Raw genomic sequence first — 19066 nt, 5'->3', positions numbered from 1 at the left:
GGCTCTGCCTGAAAAATCATCCAGGTAAGCTCGCAATAGAATTACCAATCGGGCTCTGGCTCTGTACCTAAATGAATCGACATAACCAGCGCACGCCGGTAGTGCAACGGGGTGGCGTTCAACTCGAGGGACAGAAGTCGGTCAGCTGCACCAACCAGGGTGTCGATCCGCTCGCGAGGCACTGCTATATACGCAACCAGCCGTTTCCCGCTTGCTGCCATAGACCCGATTCCTTTTGGAGGATCTATGTCTTGCATCAATCGAGGATCTGCGTAGAGCTGGCACTCGACCTCTGGGTATTTGAAGCTCTCCGGGTAGAGAACTTCGCCCTTCAGCGTCAGGATCAGATGTTCATGATAATGACCTTCGTTAGTCCTCAAATTGTTGGGCAGGGCTAGGCTGAGTGACCACGTAAGATCCCACCCGGACAGCTTGATTTGATAGAGGGTACGTTGCGTTTCGAGCCGGGGCCGGCCTCGCCGAGTTTTAGATTTTTGCTGGATTGTACGGGTCATAACGACCTCCACCAGACAAACGGCTGCCTTGTGAAAAGGATCAACTAACTCCCCAACTGACCTCAAAAGCATAGCCGTAGTGAACGCTGGAGCGCGATGAGCCGTAAACCGATGAAGGGAAGCTGGCCGAAATTGTTAACCCGAAAGCGCCAAAGCTCTGCACCTGGCGCTCCCGCGACCAATTGTCAGAAGCTTTGCGGAACAACGGCGCGCCGATAAAACTGATGACGCGGCTAAGCAAACGTTACGATTTAGGTATCACCCCGTCACAGGGGGAACATTCACTCGCGCAAATCTATCGATTGGAAATATCCAATTTCAGGCATAACCACGTGCTGCTGTTGCAGCATAATGCCACCCAGTTTTATTAATAATCGTGCTTCGCACCGCGTCAGCAATCGCCAAGCACTGCAGGGAATGTCAAAGAATGTCGCAAGCCTCCAACAACCTCGCCGCCTACATCTGGTCTTTAGCCGATTTACTCCGTGGCGATTTTAGGCAAAGCCAATACGGTCGTATCATTCTGCCGTTCACCTTGTTGCGTCGCCTCGAGTGCGTGTTGGAGGCAAGCAAGGCGGCAGTGCTGGCAGAGCATGCACGCGTCCAGCAACTCAATATCTCCGAAGAAGCCCAGGAAAAATTGCTCCTGCGTGCCAGCGGTGGGTTGTCGTTTTTTAATACCTCGAAAATGGATCTGTCCAAGCTCGGTGAATCCGGCATCAAGGCCAACCTGGACTCCTACCTGCAGGGCTTTTCCAAAGATGCACGGGAGATTTTCGAACACTTCAAATTCACCGAGTTTCTCGGACAACTGAACGATGCCAACCTGCTCTACAAGGTTGTGCAGAAGGTAAGAAAGACGGACTTAAGCCCTGTTGCGGTTTCCAACCACGACATGGGCTTGGTGTTTGAAGAGTTGATTCGCCGATTTGCGGAAGGCTCGAATGACACCGCTGGGGAGCACTTTACCCCGCGCGACATCGTGCGGCTCACCACTTCCCTGGTGTTTATGGAAGACGATGATGCGCTGACCAAACCAGGCATCATCCGCACCATCTACGACCCTACGGCAGGTACGGGCGGCTTTCTCTCATCCGGTATGGAATACGTGCATGAGCTGAATCCACAGGCGGTTATGCGAGCTTATGGACAGGAGCTAAACCCTGAGAGTTATGCAATCTGCAAAGCGGACATGCTGATCAAAGGGCAGGACGTCAGCAACATCAAGCTAGGCAATACCCTCTCGAACGACCAGCTTTACGCCACTGAATTTGACTACATGCTCTCCAATCCGCCCTTTGGCGTAGATTGGAAAAAAATCGAGCAAGAGATCAGTGAAGAGCACACGCAAAAAGGTTTCAGTGGCCGTTTTGGCGCAGGTTTGCCAAGGGTAAGCGATGGCTCTTTGTTGTTCTTAATGCACCTGCTCAGCAAGCTACGCGACGGTTCTCAAGGCGGCGGGCGGATTGGCATCATCCTCAATGGATCGCCTTTGTTTACCGGTGGCGCTGGCTCTGGCGAATCGGAAATCCGCCGCTACATTCTCGAAGCGGATTTGCTCGAAGCCATCGTCGCGCTGCCCACCGACATGTTCTACAACACCGGCATTTCAACCTATGTCTGGGTGCTGTCGAACAAGAAAGTCCAGGAACGTAAGGGCAAGGTACAGCTGATCAATGGCGTGAACCTTTGCGGAAAAATGCGTAAATCCCTCGGCTCCAAGCGCAATGAAATGGACGAGAGCGATATCGCCACGGTGATCCGCGCCTTCGGTAGCTTTGCCGCAGTCGACGCCTACGAATTGGACAAACAAGCCGCACAAAAAAGCAGTCGAGGCCGCCAGGCTGCCAATCCGAAAGTCGAGGCCGCCAAGACCTTCGCCAGTAAGATCTTCAACAGCCATGAGTTCGGCTATCGTCGCATCAGTATTGAGCGACCATTGCGTCTCTCTTACAAGTTCAGTGACGAGCGAGTGGCTACCTGTCGCTTCGCCCCCGGCGCCCTCAATAGGGCCATGCATTGGGTCTATCAAGAGTTCAGCGCAGTAGAGGGCGAAAGCTGGAGCGACGGCGACAACTGCAAGCGTTACGGAGACCTAAGCACCCATGAAGACGCTATTCGACGTTACTGCAAGTTGCACTTCCCCGATCTGAAAGAGAAGCACATCAAGGATCTGCTCAACAGAAAAACCTGGATGGATCAGAAGCGGCTGTTACTCAAAACACAAAGTCTGCAGGCCAGCATTGGCACCGCCCAGCATGACGACTTCAACACCTTTGACGAGGCCGTCAAAGCAGTCTGCAAGCAACAGAGCATAGTCCTAGACGCCAAAGACAAAAAACAAATCATTGATGCCGTGAGCTGGAAGAATCCAGAAGCGGCAAAGGTCATCAAAAAGGCGCACAGAACCAAAGAAAATCCCCTGTACGGATTGTTTGCCGTCAACGGTGAGGTGTTGGAATATCAATCCGATAGCGACCTGCGTGACAACGAAAACGTACCGCTGGATCCGAGCCAAAGCGTCAACACCATTAACGAAGCTTACTTCCTTAAAGAAGTGCAGCCCCACGTGCCCGATGCCTGGATTGATGCCAACAAAAAAGACGCCAAGGATCAACAAGTCGGCATAGTCGGCTATGAAATCGCCTTTAACCGTTATTTCTACCAGTATCAACCGCCAAGGAATTTGCTCGAGATTGATGCTGATCTGGATGCCGTGTCAGCCGAAATCATGAAGCTGCTGCAAGAGGTGCATTCATAATGGCAGGGAAGTATAAGGCTTATCCAGAGTATAAGAACTCTGAGAATTCCTGGCTGGGTGACGTACCCAAGGATTGGAAACTAATACCGCTTAAATACTTATCTCAGTTTAGTGGCGGAGGCACACCAAGCAAAGACAATCCAGAATACTGGAATGGAGACATCCCTTGGGTCTCACCAAAAGATATGAAAACATCCAGAATCGTATCAACTATCGACAGCGTTACAGAAAAAGCGATCAAGCACTCCTCGACCAACCTGTTAAAAAAAGGGGCCTTGCTGTTAGTTGTTCGCTCAGGGATTCTCCAGCATTCAATACCTGTTGCAATAAATGATGTACCTGTCACTTTAAATCAAGACATGAAGGCAGTCCGATTCAGTAGTGAACTGAATGCCAAATACGCAATGTATCTTATAGCTGGCAATCAGGCAGCACTACTGCTTGAATGGAGAAAGCAAGGTGCTACGGTTGAAAGTATTGAGCAGGAATATTTGGCAAATACTACTATCCCCGTACCCTCAATCAAAGAACAAGATGGAATTGTCAATTTTCTAGACAGCGAAATGGCAAAAATAGATTTACTGATTGAAAAGCAAAGGAAGCTTATTCAGCTGCTAAAGGAAAAGCGTCAAGCCGTCATTAGTCATATCGTCACCAAGGGCTTAAAGAAAAACGTCAAGATGCGCGACTCTGGCATTAAATGGCTTGGCACTGTGCCTCAGAGCTGGGATGTTACTCCGCTAAAATATTTATGCACGTTTTCAGGGGGTGGGACACCGAGCAAAGAGAACCTTGACTATTGGACTGATGGTGATATCCCATGGGTGTCGCCAAAGGACATGAAGTCATTTTGGGTGTCTGACACGCAAGATAAAATTACGGAGAGAGCTGTAGCTGAGTCCTCCACAAATCTTATAGAAAGTGGCGCTCTACTAATGGTTGTGCGTTCTGGAATATTGCAAAGAACAATACCGATTGCAATAAACACCGTCCCCGTATCGCTTAATCAGGACATGAAGGCACTGCGATTTAATGGGCGCATGAAAGCAGAATATGCTGCAAATTTTATCCTTGGGCATGAGAGTTCATTATTGCTAGAGTGGTCAAAAGAAGGGGCGACGGTAGAAAGCATTGAGCAGGAATACCTATCAAGTGGATTCATCCCCGCCCCACCACTGGAAGAGCAAATTGGCATTAATAAAGAAATAACAGAGCGAATGAAGCTTTTTAGAAACCTGGAAGACAATGCAACTCGCGGGATAGCTTTGTTACAAGAGCGCCGGGCAGCTCTTATCTCATCCGTTGTCTCCGGAAAAATCGATGTAAGGAATTGGGCAACATCCAAAGATTGCCAAATCAACAAGGAAGTAGCCGCATGACTACATTGGGTGGCGGTAAGGCCAACGAGTTGACGTTCCAGAATGAAATGCTTAAGCATCTCGTTGCCAGAGGCTGGTGGCTAGGCAAAATGGAAAACTACAACCGTGAATTGGCCTTGTACCCCGAAGACCTGCTGGGTTTTGTCAAAGAAACCCAGGATGAACAGTGGCAAAAATTCTGCGCGCTCTACCCGAGCAACCCAGAGCGCCACTTTCTTGAACGTGTTGCCACCCAACTGAATAAAACTGATCCCAATGCCGCCAGCAAAGAAATGCGCACCTTCGGCACGCTGGGCGTGTTGCGCCATGAACTGCGTCACCGGGGCACCCGGTTCAGTCTGTGTCAGTTCAAACCTGAACACGATCTAAACCCCGATACCTTGGCTCGCTACGCTAAGAACCGCTGCCGTGTCGTGCCTGAGGTGGTTTATTCGCCCTGGGCAAGCAAAGAACATCTCGAACAGTCCGGCAGCAAGGCCAAAGCCTGGCGAATTGACTTGGTGCTGTTTGTAAATGGCTTGCCGGTCGCCACACTAGAGCTGAAATCCGAATTCAAGCAGGCTGTGCACAGCGCCATTAAGCAATACAAAACCACACGCTTTGCGACAGATCCTGTCACTAAGAAGCCCGAGCCACTACTGACCTTCAAGCGTGGTGCTCTGGTGCATTTTGCCGTGAGCCAGTACGAGGTTTATATGGCCACGCGGCTGGAAGGCGCGGAGACGTTCTTCCTACCATTCAACAAGGGCACCACTGTCGGCGGTGCCGGTAATGATGTGCCAGCAGACATCAACCAGTACGCCACCGATTATCTGTGGAACGAGGTGCTGCTGCCCGGTAATCTGCTGTCGATTCTCGGGCACTTTGTGCATCTGCAAATCGAAGAGAAAGAAGACTGGGAAGGCCGTAAATACAAAAAAGAAAGCCTGATTTTCCCGCGCTATCACCAGTGGGATGTGGTGAATAAACTGGTCACTGCCGCTCGCACCGAAGGCCCTGGCCATAAGTATCTGATCCAACACAGCGCCGGTTCCGGCAAGTCCAACTCGATTGCCTGGATCGCGCATCAGCTGTCGGCGCTTTATGACGCGGAGGGCTGCAAGCAATTCAACTCCGTGATTGTGGTGACGGATCGCACCGTGCTGGATGATCAGCTTCAAGACACCATCAACCAGTTTGAACATGTCGATGGTGCGGTTGGCCGTATCAATAATCAGGAAGGCGACGGCTCGAAATCAGAGAAGCTGGCAGCCGCGCTTGAGAACTCACAGCCGATTATTATTGTCACAATCCAGACCTTCCCCTACGTGCTGCGCGCCATCGAGAATAGCGTCAGCCTGAAAGAACGCAGCTACGCGATCATTGCCGATGAAGCCCACTCCTCGCAAACCGGCTCTACAGCGCGACAGCTGAAAGAAGTGCTGATGATTGAGGCCAAGGCTGATGTTGAGGACGAACTCAACTCTGAGGACATTCTCGATGCCGCCGTGGCGTCACGCCGGGCGTCAAAAAACCTGAGCTACTTTGCCTTCACCGCCACGCCAAAAACCAAGACGCTGGAGCTGTTTGGCCGTTTGCCCAATCCGGAAGAGCAACCCTCTAAAACCAATAAGCCCGAGGCCTACCATGTGTACAGCATGCGTCAGGCCATTGAAGAGGGCTTTATTCTCGATGTGCTGAAGAACTACACCAACTACAAAGTGGCCTACAACCTGGCGCAAAAAATCGATAAGGCCGATCAGGAAGTCGAAAGCAAAAAAGCCAAGGTCAAGCTCAACCAGTGGGTGCGCCTGCACGAGTACAACATCGCGCAAAAGGTGCAGGTTATCGTTGAGCACTTCCGCAGCAACGTCATGGGCCTGCTGGGTGGGCAAGCCAAAGCCATGGTGGTCACCAGCTCGCGCAAAGAAGCCGTGCGCTACAAGCTGTGTTTTGACAAATACATCGTCGAAAAGGGCTACCAAAAAATCCATGCCATGGTGGCGTTCTCCGGTGAAGTGGAATTCACCGAGAAAGACCCAAACGCCGTCGCGCTACTCGGAAACAAATATACCGAGAGCAGCATGAATCCCAACCTCAAAGGCCGCGACATGCGCAAAGCCTTTGATAGCGATGATTATCAGGTGATGATCGTTGCCAACAAATTTCAGACCGGTTTCGACCAGCCCAAGCTATGCGCCATGTACGTGGACAAAAAGCTCGGCGGCGTGGAGTGCGTACAGACCTTGTCGCGCTTGAATCGTACTTATCCGGGCAAGGCGGAAGTTGGCACCTTTATCCTGGATTTCTTCAACGAGCCGCAGGAAATCCTCGACTCGTTCCAGCCGTATTTTCAGACGGCAGAGCTGGCGGATGTCTCAAATCCAGACTTGATCTTCGATCTGTTTGAGAAGCTCAACGCGGCGGGCATTTATAAGTCGAGCGAGGTTGAGCAGTTCTGCGCAGCCTTTTTCGTCAAAAACAAAAGCAATGCGGCGATTGCCAACATTTGCAAGCCAGCGGTCGAGCGCTGGACGAAAAGCTACAAGCAGGCGGTTGAAGCCTACGCGCACTCGAAAGAAATATTCGAGCGGATTAAAAAAACCCAAGATGCGGTGTTGATCGCCAACGCGGAAAACGACCTGAAAGAATGCAAGCAAGCCAAAGACGCCCTGGACATCTTCAAAAAGGATCTGGGCACCTTCGTGCGCTTCTATGAGTTCATGTCGCAGATCGTCGATTACGATGACAAGCAGTTGGAAAAGCTCAGCCTGTACGCGCGCAATCTGAGCCCTATGCTCCGCGAAACCGCTGTGGCGGAGGATGATATTGACCTCAACAGTATCCTGCTCAGCCATTACCGCGTTTCGAAAATACGCCAGCAAGACCTGAAGCTAATAGAAGACTCGCTCGACCATAAACTGGTGCCTGGTGAGGGGCTTGGCTCAGGAACGGCAAAGGACATCAAGGAAGAGTTGCTTTCACAGATACTAGAACGGCTCAACGAGCTGTTTGTGACTGATCAGCTGACTGACAAAGACATGGTGAATTACGCCTACACCATCCGCGACAAGGTCAGTGAAAACCAATTGGTCATGCAGCAACTGGCCAACAATACCGCTGAGCAAGCACTGCTGGGTAACTTTGCCAACGCAGTAGATGACGCAATTATGGACAGTGGCGATGCTCATCAGAATCAGATGATGCAGTTGCTATCTGATCCGGCTAAAGCCAGTAAATTTGCGAAGGTGGTTTTTGATTTGCTTAATTTGACAGCATAATGACTGACTGAAGCAGCCATAAAATGGCCTGGACGTATACCCCGATCTTAAGGTCTTTTTGAGTATCACCTTATGGGAATACGTTAGGCATCACGCAAAGATTTCGACCGAGCTGACACCGTTTTTGCAAACAGCCTCCAAGTCGCCTTCCGGTAGTAGTCCTCAACGAAAAGGGCCCTCGAAGGGCCCTTTTTGTACTCAAATCAAAAATCACTTGCTCAGCCAGGACTCGACGGTGTCGGAGCCGTGCTCAGCTTTCCACTCTTTCAGAGTCTTGTGGTTGCCGCCTTTCGTCTCTACGACCTCGCCGGTGTGGGGGTTCTTGTAGACCTTCACTTGGCGTGGCTTACGGCTGCCAGACTTGGACTCTACTGCTGGAGCGCGACGACCGGCCTGTGGATCAAGCAAATTGATCACTTTCTGCAAGCTGTAACCGTACTCAGCGAGCAAGGCGCGAAGCTTCGTTTCGAATTCGATTTCTTTCTTGAGGCCAGCATCGCCTTTCAGTGTTTCGAGAGCTTCGAGCTGCTCGGCCAGGTGTTTTTCGAGCTGGCGAAATTCTGCGAGCTTAGACATTGGGGTCTCTTCATGATAAATGGATAACTGCACATTAATAATAGGATGTATCACCAAAAGCAATCAGAAAGCGTCACCTCCGCCTTAACTGTTCATTGCCACATCGTTTGACCTCTTATCCAAATTCAATTTAGCAAATTCACAACATCTAAAGATCGTGCTTCAGGATTGAAATAGCGCCCCACTACTAGATCCGAACTTTCTATAGAAGGATTAATCTCTGAGGTTGCGAAAATAATCTGGTAATCCACCAAGTATTTTTTACTCTCCGACACGATTATTTCTTGCAAGTTATGGCTACGCTCTTTCTCCATACCACCATCATCAATCCCATCAAGCATCATAAATTTAGGCACTCGCATGAATGGCATCTCCATGCTTGCAGTGAAGAGCGCGAGATGAAAAATATGTCTAAGAACGACTGCCGAGCTTTCGGAGAAATTTTTTGAACCGTTCACATAGACAGAGTTATCAACAAAGTCAAAAGAAACAGTATGCGGATTAATAAATTCAGGCTGGAGTGGTAAATCCAATTGCAACAAACGTATCATATGTTTTTCTACAGACTTGGATACTTCTACCTTCCTAGACTCTTGACGAGACTCAAGTGTAGTTATCGTATCCTGCAACCCGTTCAGCTCAATCTGCAATAGATCACGTTGCTTTTGAAGCTCCGATATCACACCAGATAGTTTTTGCTGCTCATAAGCCTGACGAATTTCCTCATCGAGAGCACCAAGCTGTCTGGAATGCCCTTCTAATATGGTCTCAACATCACTAGACCAAGTAGACGACACCGAACGGTACTCTTTCTCCAGTCGTTTAACCTCTTTGGAAGCGATTGGAATATCTTGTTGAAGTTGGAAAACACGCTGCTCTTTTTGTGACAGTAGAAAAGATGATTCTTTAAGTTGTATTTGTATCTCGTTTTTCATTCTTAGGACTTGAGAGTCCCCACCATCGCTCAACTCTGCAGTACATAATCGGCAGTGGTGCTTATCTGACGCCCCAGGTTTTATTTCTGATAGACAGCTCGGGCAAAAATGGAACGATATTTCACTAAATAACGAACGTGTATCCTTTGACTCCTCGAGACTTTGGAGACGGCTATTCAGCTCATTCAAAAATAACTTTGAATCACTGATATCAAACTCTTCCGAAGCCAGCGCATCTTTTAGGACAGACTCGTACTTCCGCGCAGAGTTTAACTGCTTCCTTAATCCATCTGTTTTACCAAGGGCAGCCCCAGACTCTTTTGCGGTAACTGTTCGAGTTTCTTTAAGTGCGATGTACGCCTGTGTTAAAGCATCTCGTTTGGCCTCAAGATCAGGAATTCTGCTGCTCGCCATGTCGAGATCGGGAGTTTGGCCTGATCGTCCAAGAACGCTAAAAATCCCACGCAACTCAGAGATTTTTTTCTCCAACTGCTTATTTACTTCTCTGATTCTGAGCTGCGCAGCATAGAGCTCATCATCATAAACACCGCAAAGATACCCCCCAATCATCTCTCGCGTTAACGAACTGTCGAACGAATCCAGCCTAAAAATTGGACTATGGACAGAAGGCTGGTCGGCGTAGAGCACCCGGAGTAGCTGATGCATCGTCAGGTTCGAAGCGCCATCACCTTGCGCTTGAGGCAACTCTAACGCACCGAATACAGCTTGGGAGAAACTGAATTTCTTTTCCGACCGTTTGAAAGGGTAACGTTCCCACTGACCAGGGCCTGCTTGAAGGGCTGCCTCTAAGGGCCCCCAAAATATACTAATTGGGCGTTGAATCTCCGTAGAAATTTCTCGCTGGAGAGTAGCTACTCCAGCATTGAGTTGTATCTCTACAAAGGTGCTAGAGCATTTCAGCGCTTCTGGTTTCCACCGTATATTCTCCGCACCCAGTGAGTAAGCTATTAAATCCATGATCGTGGTTTTACCAGAACTATTTCGACCACGTACAACGTTTACGCCAGAATGAAATAGGCAATCGAAAGCCCGGTGATTCCCCTGAAGAACAAGAAGCTGATTGATTCTGAGCAGAGGCTTAAGCAACGTCATATCTATACTCCATCAATCCTGTTCTATCCTTTAAGCCATCCAATCCCTTAAGGGGAATCGTTGCCAGCTCAGCGAGGACAAATTCTGAAAGCTCTAAATTTTTTTCTAGGTATGCAGAAATCGCTTCAAGCATGCTATCTGGCAAAGATAATTTAGTTCGAACCACCAGCCCCGCTTCGTAACTTTTAGCTTCCACAAATCCAGAAGCAACCATACACTTTAATGCAGCTTCCTGAATATAACGCAGTTCGCGAAAGGTAGCTGAAGGATTAATAGGATCCCGATATACATTCGCTAGCAACTTCGCAAGTTGACGCCCAGAAGAGTGAGTTTTAGGCAATCGAATTTTAGAAATAGCAGAAGGAAATAGCAGAAGGGAATAACAGATAGAAATCTAATAGCCGAGCCTTATCCAGCTCGATACTCGGCAATATACTTACTATGCAAAGCATTCTGAAAACGCAATGATACGCATCATAAGCCGGATGATAAATCAGCATTTATCCCACCTTATATGACAGTTACCACCTAAAAAATACAAAAGTGACAGAAGATCTTTAACGGTAAACTCAAGAATATTTTCACCTAGCATAGCTTTTGTTTGCTGAAGAACTAGGTTAATCCTTTGATCTACTTCGTCTCGACTAGCGCCAGCCTGGATGACCGGCGTTACAGACAACATAAAGCTGGTATGCAGCTCATCCAGAATAATAGTGTATACGCGCTGCGCAGTACGAGATGTCTGATACCGCATTAACGACTTGGCTGCGCGCTCTTTCAACCCCATTGCGAAGTTCAATAGGTCTTCCCGTCCACTTTCCTCAAGCTTAGCGGCTAATCCTCTCACATCGCCATCTGTTACCGCAGAGAGGTAATGCTCCAATTGCTCGCAAAATGTGCCGTCCGACAAATCACCTGAACCATTTGACTTAAGCTTTGCGTACAACAATGTAAGTTCATCGGGAGATTGAGATCCCGTGATATTGATTGTAGTTTCAGACTTATTCCCACCAATCAAATCACCAGACACCTGATTTTTTGCCTGATTAATGAACAAAATATCTTATCCTTTTGAATTCTTGTTCATGTCACCTCCGACAATGTCTCCCCCTGCGGTGTTGTTCTTCTGAACAACATTTCGCTTTATGGAATTTTTTGTAGTCCTGCTACTTATCACGACTTTTAACGTCCAGCCGGCCCCTAAACCAGCGAGAAATGTGAAAACGTGCGTCAAATATTCCATTACTTTATCTCGCTATAAAGCCTGATCAGAAACGAGGCCTCGTGATGGTCATGCGGTTGAGATTCAAGAATAGCAATATGCCACATCACCATAGAAGCGACCAATCCTTTACTCATCCGATTTCGAACATTCGTTTACACCTAGCAGCCAGCTGCACCTAGCTAAACAAGTCACCAACCGCCTAGCCAGAATGCGCGTCATCGCCTGGCACGTCCATGCGTGAACATAAGACCAAATCATCAGCTCCCCCCTGTGCATCTTCCGCTAATGCAATGGAAGACGTGCAAGCCCAGTACCGTGGCCAGCTGAGGCGACGCGGCGTTACCATTTCTCTGAGCTACGATAAACCTAGCTCCACTCTACAAGCCATTGGATAGCATGCTCGTATAAATAGCTCTGGGAGAATCGGCGACGGGTATCTTGTTTTCCTTCTCGTCGATGAGATAGCTTCGTCACGACGGAAACCGATTATTCATGGATAGAGAAGGAAAAAAGCATGGGCAAAAATCTTAGAGTTCTCGACGAGAATTTCGCTACCCAGAAAGCTGCACACCGCTTTTTTTACGACATTCGTGACAAATATTATGCGTCCAAACTGAAAATCAGCTCATCTAGGGAATTTGACCTTTTAAGTGACCTTTATTCTAGGTACTGCACATATACCAATCACCTAACGCCGGGACAGGCCATAGCTTTCTATGTTCGCGACGTTCACCGAGGATCAGGAAAATACGGCGGCATAACACAAGGCTTTGTGGCGGTTTTTGCGAATGGTGAGGAAATAGAGTTTTCTGCGGAAAAAGCGATAGTCTCCTTAGGCAATCAGGAGGCGCAGTCAAAAAAGCCCAATTAGTTCGACCTTTGAAAATCAGAGGAGACAAACATGGCACTTAAGAAAAGAATTCGGACTATCGGGTCAGTTGCTAGCGAGTTAACCAAAAAGTCAAGAGAAGCAGCTTTAGCCTCAGTTCAAATATTCAATAACCCGGCGTTAATATTTAAGTCTGAAATATTCATTGTTTTGATGATGATATCCTGGACATATTTACTTCACGCTTACTACAGAAAAAAAGGGGTGGAATACCGACACTTTCGAATGGAGGGAGCGAGAAAGAGATTTGATAAAACAGCTAAAGGCGCGATAAAATATTGGGAGCTCGAAAAATGTTTGAACCATCCTGAGTCCCCCGTAGATGTAAGTGCTGCTAACAATCTCCGCTTTCTGATCGGACTTCGGCACGAGATCGAACACCAAATGACGACTCGAATTGACCAGTTTCTCAGTGCTCGGTTTCAAGCTTGCTGCCTCAACTATAACGAGCTGATAAAGAGTTTGTTTGGTCAGGACTTCGGTATCGATAAACACCTATCTTTCAGTCTTCAATTTTCGTCCTTAAATAAAGAGCAGGTCGACAAACTCTCTCAGGCAGACGGCCTGCCTGAAAATATTCGCGCTTACATAACAGCGTTTGATCTAAATCTCACAGAGGAAGAATTTAACGACCCCAAATTCTCTTATCGCGTTTTTTTCGTGCCAAAGACCGCCAATCACAAAGGACAAGCAGACCAAGTAATTGAATTTATTAGACCTGGATCTGAGATGGCTGAAGGGGTGAACACGAAATACATTCAAATTAAAGAAACTGAGCGCCCGAAGCATTTGCCCTCCAAAATCGTGAATTTAGTTCAGGAGGGAGGATACAACCGTTTCACTATGAGGGATCATACTTTACTGTGGCAGAATTGGGACGCGAAACACCCTGCAAAAGGCTTGGGAGTTAAAATTGGAACCACTTGGTATTGGTATGAAACATGGTTGGAAAAGGTTATGAAAGAATGTGAGAGTCAAGATCGGCGGTTTCGTTAATAGAACTTCTTGACACACAAAAATCTTAGAGGCCTCCCCGTTTGATGGAATCCAGTTACTACTATTTACAGTACACAGTCCAAAGCTGATCCACCCTGGTAGTAAAACTTTGACTCATCATCTCCCGGCGCATGCCCAGTCCGGATCGGTTGGCACACTCGCTAGCCGCAAGGTGCCTCTGCCCCATCGTGTGTTGATAGCGTCCAACACACTCATGACGTTCTCAGTGGTCTCTGGCTGAGAGATAGAAAAGAGGTCTCCGGTGTATTCGCCTTTTTTGCAAAGGTTGAGCAGGAGCACCGCAGCTTTACTGTACTTGAAACCTGGCCGGTAGACCCAATCTACCGTTTCCACGGCAACCTTTGTCATCAATCGAACATCGTCGGTGGGGTATACACCTCAAGCCGACTCGCCACAATCGAATCACTTATTGAGGGTAATCTGTTGGTCGCCAGGTCGCGAACAATGTATAAACCTGACACTATAGGGCTCTAAAAACATTTAGATAGCTACTATAAGCAACTATCCCAAACCAGTATCATGTCCGCGCCATATACTTCTAGAATGGGTTTTCATCATCAAATATAAAATCAAAATCTTCATCATCATACAATTGCAATTCATTGATCTCATATAGCGATATTTTTTTTCCTTTACCTATTTCAACCGAGCTTTTTGTCAAGAATTTGATAACACCAGAATCAACTTCTTGACTTAGCTGTAATTCAAATTGATCAAAGCTCGGCCCCGAAGGTATTAGTTTTATCTGTTTACCCAAAAGCTCTGCCAGGCTAAAAGCTTTATCGGGCACATGATTGTGCGCACATGCTTTTAATAATTTTATAAAGTCAACATAATTTTCCGTTACTGTATTAAGGTATCCTGCCTTACGCTCCAGTATGAAAACATTATTAAGTAGATGTTCAATGATATCCAGAGCGACTCGTATATCATGATACTCAGGCTCTTTTATCTCGTGTGCAGCATCATTTCCGAGAAATCGAATCGCGTGTAGTCGCCTTTTTTCGCCATTCGAAACGTGGCCGTTCTTGAATAGAGCGTCAATTCTCTGCTGAAGATTGCGCCCGGATATTTCTAAATGATTGCACACTGATTCAATGCATGCCCTTAATCCAATACTAGCCAGCACATTTGCATTCTGAGTTAGAGACTTTAGAGTTTGTTCATATATAGTTTTAATAAGTATTGGTAGAGAGCCAGTGTGCGTAAGTGTACGATGGTTTTTTATTACACTTGGATAAATATCAGTTCGAACATGATTTAGGTAATAAAAACTATCCTCCTCTGTACTTTCCTCTTTCAAATCCTCGATTATTTCATCCTCAATTCGATCCAACTCGTCAAATCGTCGATGGAATGCATACGTATGGCAACCAAGGCACCGTATGATACTCCAAGTCTCTAACTTGATACGCCAATATTCTGAATCCCTATCTTCAACTTTAGAAATAATTTCGTGCCTTGTATTTCGGCTGCAAGATCGGCAATCACTTTTAATTATGCATTCTTCTTTCATATTTTAATCATCATCGTTTAGTGCAGCGAGTTATGGGCAACTTGCAAGCGGATGGCTCAAGGCTACTATAACGGAGTGATTGCTGTCCATTGCTTGGACGAAGGGCTGAAATGTTTTTACTTGTAAGTGGTTGTAGTACAAAATAACCATATTGAAAGAGAACTCTGCTGCAATCAACAGCTGTCTATTAGTCAGTTCCTACCAGTCCTGACTAACGGCTTTGGGTCGATCTCTGCCGGTCGCTCATCTAGATCCAGCGTCAAAGTCGATGCAAAAAGCTGGTCAGAATGGATTTAAGCTGGCGTGCGATCCTGTGCAATTTCCCGGCAGAAAGGCAATCGCTTCTTCGCGCAAGCGGCTTGCCGTAACGGGGGAATAATCCAATCAGGTAGGTGGTTCACCAATGCCCCAGGTAGTGACAGGCGATTGAGTGTGCGCATGATAGCCTCGGCTCAGACATCACTGTTCTGAGAACCCAACTTGAGCACAGCTAGCCTACCCAACGATTTCCACGCACTGATCAACGCACCAAAATTTTCGGACGACGCGGTTGGATAGCGTCAAATGAAGCGGTGGCAGCTCATCGCTGGCAACATCTACAAAAGCACATCCATTGAGGCATTGCTCGAAGCAAGGGGCCAAAGCTGAGGGCTACATTCACGGCCTTTTGGACGCTGGACACCTGTCGATGAGAGACACTGACCGGGACTATTTGATCCTGTGAATCGTGCAAAGGCGGCGCGAGTTTTTGCAGAAATTGTTGAGCGAGTTCGGCTACTGAGCCCGGTCTCTAGTCTCGCGGCAACAGCCAATAGATGATGAGAATCACAAGATAGAGCCGATCAAATGAAGGGCTCCGAAATACGGTTTCGGAGCTCTTTGACTGAATACTCAGATACGCTCGCCGGTGCGCAAAAACTTAAGAAAACTCACCCGCCCAACACCCCGCAGAAAGCTGCCAATTACGTAATTGCCTTCTCGTGTTTCAAGCAGCCAGAAACGCCCTTCTTTCCGTACGGTGTGAATTTTTCCTGTCCGGAGGATGGCGCCATCTGCTTTAAGGTATCCCTCGTGTTTCTCTACGTGGTCAAAAGACACACCTACGCACGTATCCTCAGCGATGAAAGCATCACTGATGAAAGCACTAATCGGCACGCTGTATTTTCGCAGGCTCGCTCGCACCAAGCGACTCAGCTGAAAGTCACTCACATCCTTACCGTGGATCTCCACTGCAATTTCTTCTAGCATCCGGCCATAGCTCCAAAACGATTCAATATGTGTTTTTCGTAGTCACAGCTCACCCAGCGGACATCGAAAACGCGGCAGCCAAGCTAGCTTTTTTTCTTTGGCCTGCGGCATGAAGCAGGTACACCGTATTTTTAGTTTCAAACATACAGCCTGCGGTGAAGGACACTCCAAAATTGCTGCGTACCCACATGGCTGGTTGAAAACGACCTTTGCTGTCCAGGACTATCTCATGAGCGTAAAGCGTGGCGGGAAGTAGACCGAGCTTTGTAAGTTTTACTTTTTCATCAGGTGTCACTGTGAGGTCGATCAAAATCCACTGCCGCACTACGCAAAATGCTTTCCCTGGGAACGCTTTTACAGCCAATGCAATCAGCTCATCCTGGGTGCCCTGCCAGCCAGCCATCACCTCCCCTGCGCCGTAAAGGAGCTGGGAAATCTCTTCTAACGTAACCATGTAATTTCTCGAATTCGATTCAGGTGCAGCTGACACCGATAGCGGAGCCCGACGCCTACATGCAGCGAAATTCTGACCGCTGAGGGTCATGACTGACCGATTGCATATCAAAGCTCGATCAAAAAATCCGGATCGAAACCAGTCTGTTGATTTGGATATCCTCGAGCATTGGAAACGACTCGGCATCCACGCTTTAAGAAATCCGCTGCAATGTGGGTATGTCCGTAAATCCAAAGATCCGCCTTGCCCAAAAGCTCCGGCCAATCGTTGGCGTAGGCTGCGATCAGGTGTGCGGGAAGATCATCAGCCACGTGATCCAACGCTGGCGCATGGTGTGTAACTACAACAGTTTTGCCATCGAATGGCTTATCCAATTCCTGTGTGAGCCAGGCATAGGCCGCTTTGGATTTAACGATCAAGTCATCTGGACGGAGGCGACGGTAACTCTCATCAGTTCTGATGACGGTGTAGTCGTTCATCCACTCCCAGGCGACGCGTTTCGCGGCAACGACATCTCCGGTCGACGAGTAATCTGTCCATGCTGTAGTGGCCAAAAACCTAGTTTGGTTCAGGATCAAGGCTTCGTTTTCGAGAACGTGGACATGAGGAGCTGCCGCCTCCTTCATTTTGCGGAGCGTGCGCTCGGTGTGGCCGCCGTAGTACTCATGATTTCCGCAGATGTAGATCAACGGGCACTGGAACGCTTCGTTAGCCCATTTCACGCCACGTGATTTCAGATCGATGTCGCCAGCGAGGATGACCACGTCTGCAGCGCTTGGGGTGGGATCGAACCGAGCGAACTCGAGATGCAGATCTGAATAGATTTGAAGCTTCATCGGAGCCACCGTGTAGTTCAGTGCTCCGCACATTCCTGAGCTGATGGATGAGCAATCTGCATATCCTCGTAGATCATGCGAATGTCGATGACTGAACGAGCGTCGAGAATATCTGCAGCACTGCTGTAAACAGCTCCGCTCGCAACTTTGTGAAGCGAAAAGACGCACTCACCGTTTTGGTCGTATCCGACGAACAGGCAAATTAGTTTTTCCATGCGTTCTGAATCACTTCCGTTCAGCCGAGGTGAGGTCACGACCTGAACCTCCTCAACTGAGAATTTTGAATCTTGTGTCGCGAGCACATCGGACAGCATGGACACGTCTGCTGGCATCATCTTCTTGGTACGGTGCTTGCTCCCTTCATAGAAGCGGACGGTCACGTAATAACAAGGATTCACAGATTCAAACTCCACCATTCTCCAAGCAGTACGGTCAGAGCCAAGAGAGTCTGGCTCGCTGTCTAAGTAAGCCTCATGAGTAATAAACATTTCGCGACTTTTTCCTCGTTGTGCGGTGCTGTAGCTCGAAATACGGCGGGCCGGTAACCCATCCGAAGATAGGAGGTCTCACGCTGACTCCGAGTGGCAAGGTGTTGGCGCACGAGCAAGACACAAGACCGTTGTCAGCCCGACCTGCGCAGATTCGGAAGCAACGTACTTCAGCGATTTAGCCTATAAATTGACAAACCGGCGCTACACCGCTGATATCAAAGGGAGCCGTAATCTGCCCCTCAGCTCATGTATGGAGCGGTCGTAGTCATCATACCAATAATTCTCAATCACGCACCATATTGCATGGATAGGAATTGATCAATGTGGCCTTATCCTTCCCTTTGCGGGAAGCACTCATGCCTTCGCGATCAACGCTGGCAGCAATCCTACGCTCGACTAGGACAGCTCGCGGTCTCTCTCAAGAGCAACTAGGCGGCGCAGTGGAAGCCCGGCACTTGCACAATGTTGAGCACGCGAAATCCAACATCACACTGGATATGCTCGAGCGCATCAGCGCACGACTGGATGTCGATCCCATTGCTTTGTTGTCGATGGCATCCAGTTACGAGCGTCGAGAATCTCTCTCTGCGTTCATTACCCATCTGCAGACAGAGATGAAAAAGCTTGAAGCCTTGGGGGTGCTCTCCAGCTTACCGAGCCATTTTGAAGGCGGTAATCTAATAACTGGTAGATCCGGCAAGCGACCGATACCTACCGAGAGAATTCAAGCTGTGCTTGCCTGCAAAGCTGAAGGCATGACGCAAAAGCAGACATCTTTGAAACTCGGGATGGCTGCTTCAACCGTCCATAAAATCTGGCATTCAGACGCTGAGTCCGCCGTTAGTCATTGA

Annotated in this window: 17 protein-coding genes and 1 pseudogene; 6 read left to right on the top strand and 12 right to left on the bottom strand. The window is 48.2% G+C overall.

Features of this window, described 5'->3' with window-relative positions; translation table 11 throughout:
- Positions 1-41: 41 nt before the first annotated feature.
- A complete protein-coding gene (locus BK665_RS08775) occupies positions 42-515 on the bottom strand; it encodes a hypothetical protein (RefSeq protein ID WP_123404654.1) in 474 nt (157 codons plus the stop codon).
- 427 nt (positions 516-942) lie between these two features.
- Between BK665_RS08775 and BK665_RS08770 the strand changes: the two genes are divergently transcribed.
- From BK665_RS08770 to BK665_RS08760, 3 genes are read left to right on the top strand one after another with little or no spacing between them, the layout of a single operon-like run.
- On the top strand, positions 943-3276 hold the full coding sequence (locus BK665_RS08770; protein ID WP_123404652.1) for a type I restriction-modification system subunit M: 2334 nt from the start codon (positions 943-945) through the stop codon (positions 3274-3276).
- Positions 3276-4655, top strand: coding sequence for a restriction endonuclease subunit S (locus BK665_RS08765; RefSeq protein WP_123404650.1), 1380 nt, complete (start codon positions 3276-3278; stop codon positions 4653-4655). The genes BK665_RS08770 and BK665_RS08765 overlap by 1 nt, the downstream gene beginning before the upstream one ends.
- Positions 4652-7915 (top strand): type I restriction endonuclease subunit R, encoded by a 3264-nt coding sequence (locus BK665_RS08760; RefSeq protein ID WP_123404648.1) that lies wholly within the window; start codon positions 4652-4654, stop codon positions 7913-7915. Before BK665_RS08765 ends, BK665_RS08760 begins: the two co-directional genes overlap by 4 nt.
- A gap of 210 nt (positions 7916-8125) precedes the next feature.
- Here BK665_RS08760 and BK665_RS08755 read toward each other — a convergent pair whose 3' ends face one another.
- The 5 genes from BK665_RS08755 to BK665_RS08740 all read right to left on the bottom strand — a co-directional run bounded on the left by BK665_RS08755 (position 8126) and on the right by BK665_RS08740 (position 11596).
- Positions 8126-8491, bottom strand: coding sequence for a histone-like nucleoid-structuring protein, MvaT/MvaU family (locus BK665_RS08755; RefSeq protein ID WP_123404646.1), 366 nt, complete (start codon positions 8489-8491; stop codon positions 8126-8128).
- Between the two features lie 125 nt (positions 8492-8616).
- Positions 8617-10539: an AAA family ATPase gene (locus tag BK665_RS08750; RefSeq protein ID WP_123404644.1), complete on the bottom strand. Its 1923-nt coding sequence runs from the start codon at positions 10537-10539 to the stop codon at positions 8617-8619.
- The gene (locus BK665_RS08745; RefSeq protein WP_221179247.1) at positions 10526-10879 is read right to left on the bottom strand and encodes an ABC-three component system middle component 5; all 354 of its coding nucleotides are present in this window, start codon (positions 10877-10879) and stop codon (positions 10526-10528) included. The genes BK665_RS08750 and BK665_RS08745 overlap by 14 nt, the downstream gene beginning before the upstream one ends.
- Before the next feature lie 7 nt (positions 10880-10886).
- Complete coding sequence (locus tag BK665_RS35320; protein WP_375538926.1) at positions 10887-10991, bottom strand: hypothetical protein; 105 nt, start codon at positions 10989-10991, stop codon at positions 10887-10889.
- A 41-nt stretch (positions 10992-11032) separates the two neighbouring features.
- Entirely contained in the window at positions 11033-11596 is a 564-nt protein-coding gene (locus BK665_RS08740; RefSeq protein ID WP_123404642.1) for an ABC-three component system protein, read from the bottom strand.
- Positions 11597-12278: 682 nt separating this feature from the next.
- On the opposite strand from BK665_RS08740, the gene BK665_RS08730 reads away from it, so the two are divergent.
- The gene (locus BK665_RS08730; protein WP_123404639.1) at positions 12279-12635 is read left to right on the top strand and encodes a hypothetical protein; all 357 of its coding nucleotides are present in this window, start codon (positions 12279-12281) and stop codon (positions 12633-12635) included.
- 30 nt (positions 12636-12665) lie between these two features.
- Positions 12666-13649, top strand: coding sequence for a DUF3644 domain-containing protein (locus BK665_RS08725; RefSeq protein WP_123404637.1), 984 nt, complete (start codon positions 12666-12668; stop codon positions 13647-13649).
- A 61-nt stretch (positions 13650-13710) separates the two neighbouring features.
- Here the strand turns inward: BK665_RS08725 and BK665_RS35315 are convergent.
- The 6 genes and pseudogenes from BK665_RS35315 to BK665_RS08690 all read right to left on the bottom strand — a co-directional run bounded on the left by BK665_RS35315 (position 13711) and on the right by BK665_RS08690 (position 18212).
- Positions 13711-13865, bottom strand: a pseudogene (locus BK665_RS35315) (DUF4113 domain-containing protein).
- 343 nt (positions 13866-14208) lie between these two features.
- Positions 14209-15186 (bottom strand): DUF4145 domain-containing protein, encoded by a 978-nt coding sequence (locus BK665_RS08715; RefSeq protein WP_123404635.1) that lies wholly within the window; start codon positions 15184-15186, stop codon positions 14209-14211.
- Positions 15187-16077: 891 nt separating this feature from the next.
- Complete coding sequence (locus tag BK665_RS08705) at positions 16078-16434, bottom strand: hypothetical protein (RefSeq protein ID WP_123404633.1); 357 nt, start codon at positions 16432-16434, stop codon at positions 16078-16080.
- A gap of 49 nt (positions 16435-16483) precedes the next feature.
- Positions 16484-16888, bottom strand: a complete 405-nt coding sequence (locus BK665_RS08700) for a DUF6957 family protein (RefSeq protein ID WP_123404631.1) — start codon at positions 16886-16888, stop codon at positions 16484-16486.
- Between the two features lie 107 nt (positions 16889-16995).
- Entirely contained in the window at positions 16996-17724 is a 729-nt protein-coding gene (locus tag BK665_RS08695; protein WP_123404628.1) for a metallophosphoesterase, read from the bottom strand.
- Between the two features lie 17 nt (positions 17725-17741).
- Positions 17742-18212 carry a hypothetical protein gene (locus tag BK665_RS08690; protein WP_123404626.1) on the bottom strand — a complete coding sequence of 157 codons (471 nt, stop codon included), beginning with the start codon at positions 18210-18212 and terminating at the stop codon, positions 17742-17744.
- A 443-nt stretch (positions 18213-18655) separates the two neighbouring features.
- Between BK665_RS08690 and BK665_RS08685 the strand changes: the two genes are divergently transcribed.
- Positions 18656-19066, top strand: a complete 411-nt coding sequence (locus tag BK665_RS08685; RefSeq protein ID WP_259699583.1) for a sigma-70 family RNA polymerase sigma factor — start codon at positions 18656-18658, stop codon at positions 19064-19066.

Origin of the sequence: Pseudomonas frederiksbergensis, from assembly GCF_003732665.1 — a bacterium.
GTDB lineage: Bacteria > Pseudomonadota > Gammaproteobacteria > Pseudomonadales > Pseudomonadaceae > Aquipseudomonas > Aquipseudomonas frederiksbergensis_G.
Note: the sequence above shows the minus strand (reverse complement) of the source record. Positions and strands in the feature narration are given on the sequence as shown.